Raw genomic sequence first — 14,081 nt, 5'->3', positions numbered from 1 at the left:
GGGTAATAAAATAGCTGTGATGACTTCTCCAGTTCCCGCCTCAATGTTTTCCGCCCTCTCTGTGCTCGACTCCCTGGTGCGCGCCGGTATGCGCCACCTGGTGGTTTCGCCCGGCTCCCGCTCTGCCCCGCTGACCTATGCGCTGGCGGCTCTGGATCAGGAGAAGGTGGTAAAAACCCATGTGCGGATTGACGAGCGCAGCGCGGGCTTTACCGCGCTGGGTTTGGCGAAAAAGACCCTGGAGCCGGTGGGTATTGTGACCACCAGCGGAACTGCTGTGGGCGAGTTGCTCCCCGCCGTCATGGAGGCCTATCACTCGGGGCTTCCCCTGGTGCTCCTGACCGCAGACCGCCCCGAGCGCCTGCGCGGAACCGGCTCTAACCAGACCACCCGCCAGGCGGGCATGTTCAGCAATTTTGTGCGGGCAGAAGTAGACCTCACCAGCTACCCCGAAGAGACTCCGGGAGAACAGACTCGGTTGTTGAGTCGGGCTATCTCTCTGGTTGCTGGCCGGAGCGAACAAGACTGGTCGGAGGCGTCCTTACAAGCGCGCGGGCCGGTGCACCTCAACCTCGCTTTTGACACTCCGCTGACCCCTGATTTTTCAGCTGCCCCGCTGTTGAAGCAGTGGGCGCAGAGTCTGCGCGGTGCCCAGGCACCCAGCCTGGCCCACCCTGATCTGGCTGGTGAGGGGCAAGTTCCAAGTAATCTGCCCGAGCGCAAAACCGTGGTGGTCGCCGGTGACGGCGCAGGAGAAGTTGCCCAGAAATTTGCGCAGACCCTGAACCTGCCCCTGTTGGCTGAGCCCTCCTCGGGGGCGCGCTTTTCTGAGGTTGCTATTGAGGCCTACCGCGAGGTGCTTGCCGGTGAGCTGGGCGACCGTATTGACCGAGTGGTTCTCTTCGGCCACCCCACCCTCTCACGCCCGATTGCCTCGCTGCTGGCGGATGAGTCCAAGGAATCTGCGATTTTCGCCCCGGTTCAGCCCAGCTGGTTTGAGGAGGGACGACGCCGCGAGCGCGCCTTTTCCTCACTGGGCGAGCTGGCGGAATTTGCCGGTCGCGGTAGCGAGGCCTGGCTGAACTCCTGGCAGGTAGCCGGGGCGCAACGGCGGGCTCAGCTGATGGAGCAGGTGGAGAGATTCCGGTCAGACGGTGAGAGTCTTGGCCGGGCCGCCGGTATGTCGCTGGCCTTAGAGGCCTGGGAATCTGCCCTGGAACAGGGCGAGATTTTACTTTCGGGCTCCTCCAACCTGATTCGCGACCTCGATGCGATTGCACCGAGTGGGCAGCGGGCGCCCGAGGTGCTGGCCTCGCGCGGTCTCGCCGGAATTGACGGCACTCTGGCGGTGGCGGCCGGTATTTCCTTGGCGGGCGTGGACGGCGCCAGGGGAGAGCCCCTGCCGGTGCGGGTGCTCTGCGGCGACCTCACCTTTATCCACGATGCCATGTCGATGAACATTGGCCCGCTCGAAGAAAAGCCCCGGGTTCAGGTGGATGTGCTGGATGACCGCGGCGGTGGAATCTTTGCCACCCTGGAACACGGGGAGCTGGGCGCCCACCCCGATTTCGCGGCGACCGTCAATCGTTTTTTCACCACCCCCCACACTGTGGATCTGGAAAACCTTGCAGCTTCTTTCGGGACTGACAATGGGTTTAGTGTTCGGGTGGTGCGGGTTGAGCCCGCGGTTGGCTAAGAATACACCTCGACAGATCTCTCCGCTTTAATTAGCATATTAAACGCAAGATATGTAATGGGCGGGCAGAAGGAGGCCACCGTGGCAGGAACTCACGAGGGTAGGGTCATTGAGTTTAACGAGCTCTTCAAGGAGCTGGAACCCTTTGAAACCAAGCCCCAGGCCAAGAAAATTTTAGAGGCGGACGGCGCTAACCTGGTGCTTCTCGAGTTTGCCACCGGGCAAACCTGGAAGGAGCACCACAGCGTTCATCCGGTGGTGGTGCAGGTGCTCAAGGGTGCGGTGGACTTTACCGTGCGCGGAGATACGCTCCATCTGGTGCCCGGTAAGCCCATTCATCTCACCGCCCACCTGCTCCACGAACTCACGGCAACCGAACCTTCCACCGTGATGGTTACCATGCTCACCGGTGAGCTCCACCCCGAGCCCACGGTGAACCTGCCCGCTACCGAGCACTAGCTCTCCTCTAGGCCCACCCCGGTGGGGTTAAGTACGCGGGAGAGGAAGTCCTGGGTACGCGGCTGCTGGGGGTTACCAATCACCTGGTCGGAGGTGCCCTCCTCAACCACCACGCCGCCGTCCATAAAGACCACCCGATCGGCGACGTCGCGGGCGAAAGCCATCTCGTGGGTAACCACCAGCATGGTCATTCCCTCATCGGCCAGCTCGCGCATAATGGCAAGAACATCGCCCACAGTTTCGGGGTCAAGCGCTGAGGTGGGCTCATCGAAGAGCATGAGCTGTGGATCCATCGACAGGGCACGGGCAATGGCTACGCGCTGCTGCTGGCCGCCGGAAAGCTGGTCTGGAAAACGGTCTGCCTTATCGGCAAGACCCACCTTGGCCAGGTTCTTCAGGGCGACGTCGCGGGCCTGGGCCTTATCGCGCTTGAGCACCTTGATCTGGGCAACGGTGCAGTTCTCCAGCACGCTCAGATGGGGAAAGAGGTTGAACTGCTGAAAGACCATGCCGATGGTCTGGCGCAGGGCGTTAATGTCAACGTCTGGGTCGGTGACCTCGTGGTTGGCCACCTGAATGTGACCCTGGTTGGGGGTCTCCAGCATGTTTACACAGCGCAGCAGGGTTGATTTGCCCGAGCCCGAGGGGCCAATCAGGCAGACAACCTGGCCGGGCTCAACGGTCATGTTAATCCCCTTGAGCACCTCAACGGAGCCGTAAGACTTGTGCAGGTTGGTGATGGTTACCGAGGCATGGGCGGGGGCTGTAGATTCGGCAGCTACTGACATGGATTTTCCTTAAAACTGAAGTGCTAAAGCGGGTTACTTGCGGGAGCGGGCCTTGGTCTTGTTTTCAAAATAGCGGGCAAGCAGACCCAGGGGAATGGTGATAATCAGATAGCAGAAACCGGCAACCACCAGGGGAGTCAGGCCGGCCTCGGCGGCAGAGAGACCCTCACGGCCGAACTTGGCCAGCTCGTACTGGCTGACCGTCATGCCCAGCAGGTAGACCAGGGAGGAATCCTTGGTCAGCAGAATAACCTCGTTGGTCAGCGGGGGCAGAACAATGCGGAAGGCCTGGGGAATAATGATGGTGACCATGGCGCGGGTGTGGCTCATACCCAGGGTGCGGGCCGCCTCGTACTGGCCCTTGGGTACAGCCTGTAGGCCGGCGCGCAACACCTCGGCGATATAGGCAGCAGAGACCATGCCCAGTGCCAGCATCACGGTTACATAGGAGTTAAAGCGCACCTGGAAAGCCAGCGGAATACCGTAGCCGAAGGCCAGGAAAACCACCAGGGCGGGCAGGCCGCGGAAGAGCTCGATGTAGAGGGTAGAGAGCCAGCGGTAGGGAGCCACCGAAGAAATCTTCATCAGCGCCAGAAGAATACCCAGGGTCAGGCCCAGGGCAAAGCCCAGCAGGGTGTAGATAATGGTGTTCTTCAGCGCGACCGTCAGTACCTCGGGGAACTGGTCAGCAATGATGGTCGGGTTAAAAACCTGCTGAATCAGGGTGGGCCAGTCGGCCACCACAATCAGCACCAGGGCGAGCACAATCAGCAGGGCGTACTGAACCCAGCGGGAGTACTGCTGTTTCTTGCGGAGGGAGATTGCCATGAATGTGTGACCTTACTTCTGCTCGTTGTCGAGACCCAACCACTGCTCCTGCAGCCTGCTGAGTTCGCCGGTGTCTTTGAGTTCTTGAATGGTTTTGTTTGCCTGCTCCAGCATGGCGGGGTTGGCAGTGGAGACCGTGCCGGCAATCTGCTCGCCGGTTTCAATTTCGGTGGCGAGCTTGAGGCTGTCGTCTTCGGCCAGAGCCGCCGAGACAATGGAAATATTCGCGACGACGGCATCCACCTGGCCGGTCTGGAGCGAGGAGAGCATCAGAGCGGCGTCCTCATACTGCACGACGTCGGCGCCCGCCTCAGTCGCGTAGTCCTCGCCGGAGGTCGCCTGCTGGGCACCGGTGCGCACGCCAGCCAGCTGGTCAACACCGGTGATCTCTGAATCTGCGGGAACCAGCAGGGCCAGGTTGTCATCGAGGTAGGGGATGGTGAAGTCCATCTTGGACTTGCGCTCTTCGGTAACCGTAATGCCCGAGAAAGCAATATCGCACTGGCCGGTAATCAGCGATGCAGCGGAGTCAATGCCCTCAAAGCCGGTGGATGCCATGTTCAGGTCCACGCCCATGTCATCTGCGATAGCGCGGGCAATATCGGCGTCAAAGCCCACTATCTTTCCGCCCTCCTCAAATTCAAAGGGCTTGTAGGGCGGATTGGTGCAGACGGTCAGCTGCCCGTCATTGACCAGGTTAATGGAGCCGTCAGGGTTGGTTCCCGCAGTGGACTCACAGGCAGTGAGCGCCAGGGCAGAGAGAACTGAAACCAGGGCTAATGCTTTGTGAGACTGCGCCATGAGGGCTCCTTGTGCTGTGCTGGGAAAAAATCAATACACCACATCATAATGCAAAAGTATGCACATATGTGTAAATTTATTACTCTTGGCGCTGTTTGTGGGGCAGAGCATGAAGAAACACACTGAGGAAAGGTCACTTTCCATCTCGGGATTAGCGCCAAAACATGAAACAATGGCATAGTGAATCGCGCAGATCTAAACAAAAACACCGCAGATATTGCTTCTATGTTTGACCAGGTTGCAGACCGCTACGACCTGATGAACGGCGTTATGTCCATGGGGCAGCACCTCTACTGGCGTGCCCAGACGGTCAAAGCTGTTGAGGCCGCCCCCGGCCAGCGAATTCTAGATATTGCCGCCGGTACCGGAACCTCCTCGGAGCCCTTTGCTGACCTCGGTGCAGATGTGGTGGCTGCCGATCTTTCCGAAGGCATGCTCGAAGTCGGCCGCAAGCGGCGTCCTGACATCACCTTTGTACAGGCGGACGTCACCGACCTGCGGTTTGAGGATGAAGAGTTCGACGCCGTCACTATGTCCTACGGTCTGCGCAACGTGGCAGACTATCCCAGGGCCCTGCGCGAACTGTACCGGGTGACCAAGCCCGGTGGCCGAATCGTCATCAACGAATTCTCCACCCCCACCTTTGCCCCCTTCCGCGCGGTGTATAAAAACTACATCATGAAGGCAATCCCCCCGGTTGCCCGTGCCCTTTCCTCCAACCCCGAATCTTACGTCTATCTGGCAGAATCAATTATTGATTGGCCCGATCAAGACACCCTGGCTCAGGCTTTTGAGCAGGCGGGCTGGCGGAATGTTCAGTACCGTAACCTCACCGGCGGAATCGTGGCCCTCCACCGCGGTTTCAAGCCCGGAAAGTAACCCCAGCTAAGCACGAGAAGAAAAGAAACAAGATTCGTGACTGATACTCAGCAGACACCTGAAGCAGGCTCATCAGCTTCTCTTTTCCTGGATACCGATCTCAAGCTACCCAAGGGCTTTGAGATTATTGCTCAGGATGAGCAGCTCGGACCACAGATTCTCGAGTCGCTCACCGAGATTGAAGAGCGGCTGTCTCGTTCTGTTAACCAGACTTCTCGTATCGCCGATGTGGCCTCCCGCCATCTGCTCCAGGCGGGTGGCAAGCGGGTGCGCCCGCTGCTGACCCTACTGGCGGCCGCCGCCGGTGGTGGCATTAATGACCGGGTTTTGGACGCCGCTGTGGTGGTGGAGCTGACCCATTTGGCAACCCTCTATCACGACGACGTGATGGATGATGCCCCCAAGCGCCGCGGAGTAGACACCGCCCAGAACATCTGGGGTAATTCGGTAGCCATTTTGACCGGCGATCTGATTTTCTCTCGCGCCTCGCTGATCGTCTCAGAACTGGGCTCTCGCGCGCTGGCGGTACAGGCACAGACCTTCGAGCGGCTGGTGCTGGGCCAGCTCTTTGAGACTACCGGCCCCGAGCACGGTGAAGATTTGCTCTCCCACTACATCAAGGTGATTGAGGGTAAGACCGGCTCGCTGATTGCTGCCGCCGGCTCCTATGGAACCATTCTCTCTGACTCGCCTGAGGCAACCGTGCAGATGCTCGCCCGCTACGGCGAGCTGGTGGGTGTGGCCTTCCAGCTGGCCGACGACGTCATTGACGTTACCTCCGCCTCCCAGACCTCCGGTAAAACTCCCGGCACCGACCTGCGCGAGGGCGTGCCCACCCTGCCGACCATCCTGCTACAGCAGGAGGCGGCAGAGGGTGACGAAGCCGCCGCGGCCCTGCTGGAGCGGATTAGGGGAGACCTTTCGGACGACGCCGAGCTGGCTCGGGTGGTTGCCGCCCTGGCTGAGCACCCGGTGACCGATAGGGCCTGGAAGATTGCCTACGGTTGGGCGGACGACGCTATTGCTGCTCTTGAGCCCCTGCCGGACTCCACCGCCAAGGAGGCGCTGAAGTCCTTTGCCCACGCGGTGGTGCACCGAGAAGCCTAGGTCTACTGAGACCCCGCAGGTGTCTCAAAATGTGAAATTTACTAGTTTTTGACCTCATAATTAGTCACAATCTAAGAGCCGACCGAAGAGAGTGCCCTGGGGCACGTCAGCGGTCGGCTCTCACTTTTTCATTCAAACATTTCACTCAGCTGAGGTCACCATGGCAGTAAGTGCTCCGGCACCGAAGAAGCGCGAGAGCTTCTCCAGCCGCAAGGTCTTTATTTTCGCCGCGATTGGCTCCGCGGTTGGTCTGGGAAACATCTGGCGTTTCCCCTACATCGCCTACGATAACGGCGGCGGTGCCTTCATGATTCCCTACCTGGTAGCTTTGCTCACCGCGGGTCTACCCTTCCTCTTCTTCGACTACGCTGTGGGCCACCGCGGCCGCGCGTCGTCCCCCCTGTCTTTCCGCCGACTGAACCGGGGCACCGAGTTCATCGGTTGGTGGCACATGGGAATCAACTGCATCATTGCCATTTACTACGCGGCAATTCTGGCCTGGTCTCTGCGCTACATGATTTTCTCCTTCACCCAGGCCTGGGGTGATGACCCCGCGACCTTCTTCGCCGCCGACTTCCTCCAAGCCGGTGACCCCGAGCTGTCTTTCAACTTCGTACCCGGTATTCTCATTCCCACCGTTCTGGTGTGGGTTGCGCTCATCGCCGTGATGTCCCTGGGCGTACAGAAGGGAATCGGCGCTGCCAATATCGTTTTTATTCCGCTGCTGATTCTCATGTTCGTGGCCCTGGTGGTCTACTCTCTGACGCTGGACGGCGCTCTGACCGGCCTGACCGCCCTCTTCACCCCCGACTGGTCATCTTTGGCTGAGCCCCAGGTGTGGGTTGCCGCCTACGGGCAGATTTTCTTCTCCCTGTCCATCGGCTTTGGCATTATGATTACCTACTCCTCCTACCTGAAGTCCAAGACCGACCTCACCGGCACCGGCGCCGTCGTCGGCTTCGCAAACTCGGGCTTTGAGCTGCTGGCGGGTATCGGCGTTTTCGCGGCCCTGGGCTTCATGGCCACCGCTGCCGGCACCCAGGTTTCTGAGGTAGCAACCTCCGGTATCGGCCTGGCCTTTATCGCCTTCCCCACCATCATCTCCCAGGCACCCGGTGGTGCGATTATCGGCCTGCTCTTCTTCGGCTCCCTGCTCTTTGCCGGTTTTACCTCTATGATCTCTATCGTTGAGGTGATTGTGGCGGGTATTCAGGATAAGTTCGACATGGGCCGGGTCAACGCCACCCTGCTGGTCGGTGTTCCTCTGGCTGCCCTCTCGATTCTGCTGATGCCCACCGAGTCTGGCCTCTACGTGCTGGATATTCTCGATAACTTCGTCAACCAGTTCGGTATTCTGGCGGCGGGCCTGGTATCTATCATTACCCTGGCCTACATCGTGCGGGCCCTGCCCGCCCTGCGCGACCACGTCAATAAGAGTGCCTCTTTGAAGATTGGCCCTATTTGGATGGTTCTGCTGGCGCTGGTGACCCCGATTATCCTGGGTTACAGCCTGATTTCCACCCTGATTACCTCACTCCAGGAACCCTACGAGGGCTACCCGCCCGCCCTGCTGAACGTCTTTGGCTGGGGCATGGTGGTGTTGCTGCTGGTTCTTGCAATTGTGGTCTCTTTCCTGCCCTGGTCTAAGACCTCCCGCGCGGCTCTGAAGCCTCCGGCACCTCCGATCTCCGGCGGTAAGGTTCAGGACTCCCACGTTGATCCTTCGCGGGCAGCCGCCCGGGCTCACCTGAATAAGGAGGTATAACCGATGACTTCTTCGGCACTCATTATGCTCATCGTCTCCATCGTGATGATTTGGGGCGGACTGGGCCTGGCCATCCTCAACCTGATGCGCCACCCCGAACCGACTGAGCACGCCAGCGAGGTAGACGAATACGACCCGTTGGCTGACTAAGCCGGGCTAGGGCTCCTCATTACTAAAACAGCGGTGTCTTATCTCCCCACTAGATGGTAGGGATAAGACACCGCTGTTTTTAGCTATTGTTCTGAGATTTGCTCACTGAGCTTTACGTGCTGTACGAGAATGTCTCATCGTACTACTAGCAAAGATAAGGCAGGCAATCCAAATGCCGATGAAGCCCAGCAGGCGTTCGGTGGTGAGTGGCTCGTCAAAAATAAAGAAAGCAATCAGAAACTGCAGGGTGGGAGTGATGTACTGGGCCATGCCGATGACATTCAGGGGGAGCTTGGAGGCGGCGTCGGCAAAGAGCAGCAGGGGCACGGCGGTGATGATTCCGGACGCCGCTAAGATCCAGAAGTGCGCGGAGCCTTCTGAGACGAGGGTGGCGGTTCCGGTTGAGAAAAAGATTCCCATGCTGAGTAGTGCCAGGGGCAGAAGCACCAGGGTTTCCAGGGTGAGCGAGGTCAGTGGAGTTACCTTACCGCCCAGCTTGGACTTGACGAGCCCGTAGAAGCCAAAAGACCCCGCCAGGCCCAAGCCCAACCAGGGAACCTGGCCGTAGAAGATACTCATGAGAATAATCGAGATTCCCGCCAGCGCCACCGCAATCCATTGTGCGGGGCGGAGCCGCTCACCCAGAAAGAGCACCCCCAAGAAGACCGAGACCAGCGGATTGATGAAGTAACCTAGCGAAGCGTCCAGGGTGTGCCCCGAGGTAGTGGCTACCACGTAGAGGGTCCAGTTGGCGCCGATGAGCAGGGCACAGGCGGCCAGAATACCCAGCATTCGGGGGCTCTTCATCAGACTAATCACCCGGGCAAAGCCTCCGCGGGTGAGCGCGAGAAGAAAAACGCAGAAGATCAGCGAAAAGACAACGCGGGCGGAAACCACCTCAAAGGCATGAGCCGGAGCTGTCAGAGCAAAGTAGAGGGGCAGGGCGCCCCACAGAAGGTAGGTGCCCAAAATTGAGCCCGTACCGTTCTTCAAGAAACCGTGCGCCTGCTCCGCTTCTTTCACCGCTACCCTTCCTCTCGTGTTTTAGTGCTTGAACCATCATAGGGGCAAAAGAAAGTCCCCGGCTGCGCCAGGGGTGCTACCGGGGACTGGAGAAGGTCTGTTTAGAGACCGAAGAAGCGGGAGAAGAAGCCCTTCTTCTTGTCGTCTTTCTTTTCGGGACGACGCGCTGCCTCTTCGCGCTCTGCCTCGAGGTCGGGGGCCTGGCCAGCCACGCGGAAGGCACCGGGACGGCGGTCGGCTTCGTCGATCTCTTCGTCTTCGGTCGCACCTACAGCAACGGAGCTGGGTCGCTCAGAAGTCTCGGCAGCTTCTGCCTCATGCTCGCTTGACTGAACAGCCTCGGTTTCGGCAACCTGAGCTTCTGCAGGCTCTGCCTCGATTTCTTCATCGGCAATGGCAGAGGTGGTCACGCGACCGGGCTGAGCGTCCTCGCGGGGATCCTGGTCGAAGGGAGCCTCGGCATCGCGGTAGACGCGGTCGGTAGAGACAACGCCCTCAACCTCTTCAGGTGCCTCAGCTGCCTGGGGCTGCTCGGTGGAGGTGCTCTCGCCGGTCTCGGCTGAGGATTCAGTCTCGGCCTCTTCGGCGGCGGCAGCTTCTGCTGCGGCGCGCTCGGCAGCTGCCTCAGCCTCAGCCCTCTGGCGCACCTCTTCAGCGTGGGCCTCTTCGCGGGCTGCAATCTGCTGGGCTGCTTCGGTTGCGGCAATGCGCTCAATCTCGGCTCGCTCGGAGGCCAGCTGCTCGCGCAGGGCAACAGCCTGGGCAGCGCAACGGTTGAGCTCGGCAGAATCTGCCTGGGGCTCGGCGGACTCAATGCCGGAGATCTTGCCCTCGTCGAACCACAGGCGCAGGGCGCCGTCGGTGGCGGTAATCACCGCGGTAGCCTCGGTGTCCCAGGCGATGTGGGCACCGCGCAGACGGGCGTAGGAATCAACGGCCCGCTGCTGGTTGACGATGGTGTTGGACTTCAGGGTCTCAGCCATCACCCGACCCATACGGTTGACGGTGGGGGCCTCGAGCTCCAGGGCGTCGCCGTCCAGAAGAATCCAGGCGCGCACACCGGCACCGGCGCTCACCGGGTAGTGGGCGTAGAGGCCGGTCAGGGCTTTGGCCGCCAGGGTTAGACGGCGGGCCAGGCCGTCAGAGAGCACCAGCTCGTCGGTGGTGAGCTCAGCAATGCTGTGCTGCCCGCCCGACTCCCGCGCCTGAATCGCTGCAGAAACGACCGAATCGGGGAAGTGGCCCAGTTCCTGCCACGACCAAATCCAGGAACCGCGGTTCTCAGACTCGGTACCCAGCAGGTAGGGATTCAGCTGAACAGAGCTATCAGAATTCAGCGTAAAAGAGGGCGCTGAGAAGTCCACCGACCAGTCAGAACCATTGCTGATTTCGGCAAGCCGCGCCTGGTATTCAGTAGAGATGAAGATTGATTCGTCAATCAGATCCTGCAGTGATTTAGTCATGCTTTAAAGGCTAGCAATGATTGGGGCTAACTGCCTGTTCATTTCGCCCTCAACATGGAGGTTACACAGCCCACTTGGCAAATCCGCTTTGGAGGCCCAAGAGATAAATCACAGACCGCGCTCAAGGAAACTTGATTTAATGGATATATGACTGAAACAACCCGTTTTGCCCCGGAAGAACGCCCCGCCAAGATTCAAGAAGCGCTCAACGCTATCGGTAGTTGGTTGCTGGCGACCGTGCAGGCAGAACCCGGCTGGAACGAGCTGGTGCTCGATATCAAGCCGCTGACCGACTCGGTTTTTGTTCGCGTGGTTGAAAGCCGCGACGACCAAGACTACGTCGGTAGCGTTGGCCCCCTGAAGTCGACCTCCAAGGCGCTGCCGGAAATTCACAAGCTTCAGCAGGCGGCCTATGACGAGGTGGAGGGCACCTGGTTTACCGCAACCGTGGTGGTTGCCGCCAAGGACTGGCCCAACCCCCAGTACCAGATTGGCGCGGCCTATAACCGCCAGGAAGAACCCCAGGACTGGGAGGGTGAGGGGCGGTTGACCGCCCGCGAACTGCGCGCCCACCTGGCGGAGTTTCCCCGCGCCGAAGAGCGGATTCCCGACTGGGCGCGGCAGCGTCTTGAAGGACGCCGCACGGGCGGGTCGAGCGGGCGAGGTGAGGATGCCGAGGTGCCCAACCCCTACCTGGTGGTCGCCCTCGAAGCTATTGAGCCCGGCCGGCGGACTGACTCCGGGGTGGTCAATGTGCTCCGGGCCAGCCTGGGTGGAGAAATTCTCATGGACATCACCGGTTCAGAGCTGGTGGCTGAGGGGCAGAATCCGGCCGGGCCCCAATCCCGTATCGAGTATAAGACCCTGATTCTTTCCAACGGTATGCGGGCGGTGTGCGCCTTTTCCTCCTCGGAACACCTGCTCAATCACGCAGAAGCTACTAGCCCCGACGTGCAACCGCTGATGATGCGCGAGAACGCCACCAAGATTCTCATGGACTTTGTGCAGGATTCCTCTACCGACCTGCTGGTGATTGACCCCGGTACGGATCACGAGACTTTTATTGAGAAGCCGCAGGCAGGCTGGGTGCTCTCCACTCCCTTTAACGATTCCGCCAAGCGGGCACTAATGACAGGAGACATGCAGCTGCTGCTCTCCTCGCTGGCTGCCCCCGGCGCTTTTCTGCTCATGGGGGTTCGCCCCGGTACAGACACCCCCATTTTTGTACCTTCCACCGGTGACGAAGACCCAGATACCATGCTGGCCTTCACCTCTGCCGCCGAGGTGGCCGCGGTAGACCCCAGCCTCGAGGTGCGCTCAGCGCCCGCCCTGGAAGTCCTCAAGTTTGCCCAGCAGATGAATGCCACGGGAATCCGTATTAACGCGGCTAACCCCTCGGCAACCCTGCCTATTGAGCAGGTGAGGGAGCTGATTAGTTTGGTGGAGAATTCCCAGGCCTAAGAGAAGTACCGCCGGTTGGACCGGCGGTACTTCTTTTAAAGTTGGCTCAGAAGAGTAAATGGAGGGCCCGAGAGTGCCCCCGCCCAACCTCCCTTAGTGGGCGGGGCGCTCTCGGACGCTCCCTGAATATCTACTGCGCGGCGTTTACAGCCTCACGCACGCGGCGTCCCAGTTCCTCGTGAACCGAAGACCAGTAGCCGAAAGCGCGCTCGCGAATCTCAGCGGACTCCACAGCACCCACGTGGCCGGCGATGTTGTGCACCAGGCGCTCGCGGGCGGCGTCGTCCATAACATCGGTGTAGAGGGTGCGGGCCTGGCCGAAGTCATCGTCCTCGGCATGCAGGGTGGCGGCGGTACGTACCAGCTCACCGTCGGACTCCCAGTTGGCCTCGGTGGTGCGCTCGGGCTCCGCGTGGGGGCCACCGGCACCGTTGGGGGCGTAGGTGGGAACGTCGGGAGCGTTGAACTCGTGGCGCATAGCACCGTCGATGCTGTAGTTATTCACCGGAGCGTTCTTCGCCTGGTTGATGGGCAGCTGGGCGAAGTTAGCGCCGATGCGGTAACGGTGGGCATCGGGGTAGGAGAAGATGCGGCCCAGCAGCATCTTGTCAGGGGAGGGGCCAATGCCCGGAACGAAGTTCGCGGGGGAGTAGGCAGCCTGCTCCACCTCGGCAAAGAAGTTGTTGGGGTTCTCGTTCAGGGTCATCTTGCCCACCTTAATCAGGGGGTAGTCAGAGTGCGGCCAGACCTTGGTCAGGTCGAAGGGGTTGAAGCGGTAGGTCTTGGCATCCTCGTAGGGCATCACCTGTACGTAGAGGGTCCAGGAGGGGAAGTCACCCCTGGCAATTGCGTTGTGCAGATCTTCGCGGTGGTAGTCGGGGTCGCTACCTGCCAGACGCTCTGCTTCTTCGGCGGTCAGGTAGTCGTTACCCTGGTCGGTCTTGAAGTGATACTTGATCCAGAATCGCTCGCCCTCAGCGTTAATCCACTGGTAGGTATGGGAACCGAAACCATCCATCTGGCGGAAGCTTGCGGGAATACCGCGGTCGCCCATGAGCCAGGTGACCTGGTGGGCAGATTCGGTGCGCAGGCTCCAGAAGTCCCACTGCATATCGTGGGAGCGCAGACCGGTCTGGGGGTGGCGCTTCTGAGAGTGGATGAAATCGGGGAACTTAATGGTGTCTCGAATGAAGAAGACCGGGGTGTTGTTACCCACCAGGTCGTAGTTACCCTCGGTGGTGTAGAACTTAATGGCGAAGCCGCGGGGGTCGCGCCAGGTATCGGGCGAGCCCTGCTCGCCTGCCACGGTGGAGAAACGGATGGAAAGATCGGTTTTCACACCGGGCTGGAAAAGGGCAGCCTTGGTGTACTGGGAAACGTCTTCGGTGACTTCCAGGTAGCCGAAAGCGCCCGCACCCTTGGCGTGGACGACGCGCTCGGGAACGCGCTCGCGGTTGAACTGGGCCAGCTTCTCAACGGCGTAGACATCGTGGAGAACGATGGGGCCGTCAGCGCCGACGGTCAGCGAATCGTTATCTGAAGCAACGGGGGTACCGGTGGTTGTAGTGGTGAACTTTTCGGGATGAATAGGCTGGTGAGCAACCATTGTTTTTCCTATCTGTGAGTTGTAGCCGGGCTACGGACACCGTTGAGGCCTGGAG

General features: G+C 60.0%; 13 protein-coding genes. 7 read left to right on the top strand and 6 right to left on the bottom strand.

Annotated elements, in window-relative coordinates:
- The first annotated feature begins 19 nt into the window (after positions 1–19).
- Both menD and IEV00_RS04900 read left to right on the top strand, forming a co-directional pair.
- Entirely contained in the window at positions 20–1,696 is a 1,677-nt protein-coding gene (menD, locus tag IEV00_RS04905) for a 2-succinyl-5-enolpyruvyl-6-hydroxy-3-cyclohexene-1-carboxylic-acid synthase (RefSeq protein WP_229723061.1), read from the top strand.
- A gap of 81 nt (positions 1,697–1,777) precedes the next feature.
- Positions 1,778–2,155, top strand: a complete 378-nt coding sequence (locus tag IEV00_RS04900; protein WP_188359162.1) for a cupin domain-containing protein — start codon at positions 1,778–1,780, stop codon at positions 2,153–2,155.
- Here the strand turns inward: IEV00_RS04900 and IEV00_RS04895 are convergent.
- Genes IEV00_RS04895 through IEV00_RS04885 form a run of 3 tightly spaced genes read right to left on the bottom strand, consistent with a single transcriptional unit; the run spans position 2,152 to position 4,572 of the window.
- On the bottom strand, positions 2,152–2,943 hold the full coding sequence (locus tag IEV00_RS04895; protein ID WP_188359161.1) for an amino acid ABC transporter ATP-binding protein: 792 nt from the start codon (positions 2,941–2,943) through the stop codon (positions 2,152–2,154). The two genes, IEV00_RS04900 and IEV00_RS04895, sit on opposite strands and share 4 nt — an antisense overlap.
- 33 nt (positions 2,944–2,976) lie before the next feature.
- Positions 2,977–3,771, bottom strand: coding sequence for an amino acid ABC transporter permease (locus IEV00_RS04890; RefSeq protein ID WP_188359160.1), 795 nt, complete (start codon positions 3,769–3,771; stop codon positions 2,977–2,979).
- Positions 3,772–3,783: 12 nt separating this feature from the next.
- Positions 3,784–4,572, bottom strand: a complete 789-nt coding sequence (locus IEV00_RS04885; RefSeq protein ID WP_188359159.1) for an ABC transporter substrate-binding protein — start codon at positions 4,570–4,572, stop codon at positions 3,784–3,786.
- Positions 4,573–4,752: 180 nt separating this feature from the next.
- Between IEV00_RS04885 and IEV00_RS04880 the strand changes: the two genes are divergently transcribed.
- The 4 genes from IEV00_RS04880 to IEV00_RS04865 all read left to right on the top strand — a co-directional run bounded on the left by IEV00_RS04880 (position 4,753) and on the right by IEV00_RS04865 (position 8,473).
- Positions 4,753–5,451, top strand: a complete 699-nt coding sequence (locus IEV00_RS04880) for a demethylmenaquinone methyltransferase (protein WP_188359158.1) — start codon at positions 4,753–4,755, stop codon at positions 5,449–5,451.
- Positions 5,452–5,487: 36 nt separating this feature from the next.
- Positions 5,488–6,558 (top strand): polyprenyl synthetase family protein, encoded by a 1,071-nt coding sequence (locus IEV00_RS04875; protein WP_188359157.1) that lies wholly within the window; start codon positions 5,488–5,490, stop codon positions 6,556–6,558.
- 160 nt (positions 6,559–6,718) lie between these two features.
- Positions 6,719–8,323 carry a sodium-dependent transporter gene (locus tag IEV00_RS04870; RefSeq protein ID WP_188359156.1) on the top strand — a complete coding sequence of 535 codons (1,605 nt, stop codon included), beginning with the start codon at positions 6,719–6,721 and terminating at the stop codon, positions 8,321–8,323.
- A 3-nt stretch (positions 8,324–8,326) separates the two neighbouring features.
- The gene (locus IEV00_RS04865) at positions 8,327–8,473 is read left to right on the top strand and encodes a methionine/alanine import family NSS transporter small subunit (RefSeq protein ID WP_188359155.1); all 147 of its coding nucleotides are present in this window, start codon (positions 8,327–8,329) and stop codon (positions 8,471–8,473) included.
- Positions 8,474–8,575: 102 nt separating this feature from the next.
- On the opposite strand, the gene rarD is transcribed toward IEV00_RS04865, so the two are convergent.
- Together rarD and IEV00_RS04855 are read right to left on the bottom strand one after the other, a co-directional pair.
- On the bottom strand, positions 8,576–9,496 hold the full coding sequence (gene rarD, locus IEV00_RS04860; RefSeq protein ID WP_229723060.1) for an EamA family transporter RarD: 921 nt from the start codon (positions 9,494–9,496) through the stop codon (positions 8,576–8,578).
- A 101-nt stretch (positions 9,497–9,597) separates the two neighbouring features.
- Complete coding sequence (locus IEV00_RS04855) at positions 9,598–10,959, bottom strand: DUF6882 domain-containing protein (protein WP_188359154.1); 1,362 nt, start codon at positions 10,957–10,959, stop codon at positions 9,598–9,600.
- Between the two features lie 147 nt (positions 10,960–11,106).
- Here IEV00_RS04855 and IEV00_RS04850 point away from each other — a divergent pair, with 147 nt between their 5' ends.
- On the top strand, positions 11,107–12,420 hold the full coding sequence (locus IEV00_RS04850; RefSeq protein ID WP_188359153.1) for an SseB family protein: 1,314 nt from the start codon (positions 11,107–11,109) through the stop codon (positions 12,418–12,420).
- 130 nt (positions 12,421–12,550) lie between these two features.
- On the opposite strand, the gene IEV00_RS04845 is transcribed toward IEV00_RS04850, so the two are convergent.
- Positions 12,551–14,026, bottom strand: a complete 1,476-nt coding sequence (locus IEV00_RS04845; RefSeq protein ID WP_188359152.1) for a catalase — start codon at positions 14,024–14,026, stop codon at positions 12,551–12,553.
- Between the last annotated feature and the right edge of the window lie 55 nt (positions 14,027–14,081).

It is taken from the genome of Rothia aerolata (assembly GCF_014635585.1).
Classification (GTDB): domain Bacteria; phylum Actinomycetota; class Actinomycetes; order Actinomycetales; family Micrococcaceae; genus Rothia; species Rothia aerolata.
This window is presented reverse-complemented; position numbering and strand designations above follow the sequence as displayed.

Coding starts and splice junctions, on each gene's coding strand:
- menD (WP_229723061.1), top strand. CDS start 20: ATGACTTCTCCAGTTCCCGCCTCAATGTTTTCCGCCCTCTCTGTGCTC.
- IEV00_RS04895 (WP_188359161.1), bottom strand. CDS start 2,943: ATGTCAGTAGCTGCCGAATCTACAGCCCCCGCCCATGCCTCGGTAACC.
- IEV00_RS04890 (WP_188359160.1), bottom strand. CDS start 3,771: ATGGCAATCTCCCTCCGCAAGAAACAGCAGTACTCCCGCTGGGTTCAG.
- IEV00_RS04885 (WP_188359159.1), bottom strand. CDS start 4,572: ATGGCGCAGTCTCACAAAGCATTAGCCCTGGTTTCAGTTCTCTCTGCC.
- IEV00_RS04870 (WP_188359156.1), top strand. CDS start 6,719: ATGGCAGTAAGTGCTCCGGCACCGAAGAAGCGCGAGAGCTTCTCCAGC.
- IEV00_RS04865 (WP_188359155.1), top strand. CDS start 8,327: ATGACTTCTTCGGCACTCATTATGCTCATCGTCTCCATCGTGATGATT.
- IEV00_RS04855 (WP_188359154.1), bottom strand. CDS start 10,959: ATGACTAAATCACTGCAGGATCTGATTGACGAATCAATCTTCATCTCT.
- IEV00_RS04850 (WP_188359153.1), top strand. CDS start 11,107: ATGACTGAAACAACCCGTTTTGCCCCGGAAGAACGCCCCGCCAAGATT.
- IEV00_RS04845 (WP_188359152.1), bottom strand. CDS start 14,026: ATGGTTGCTCACCAGCCTATTCATCCCGAAAAGTTCACCACTACAACC.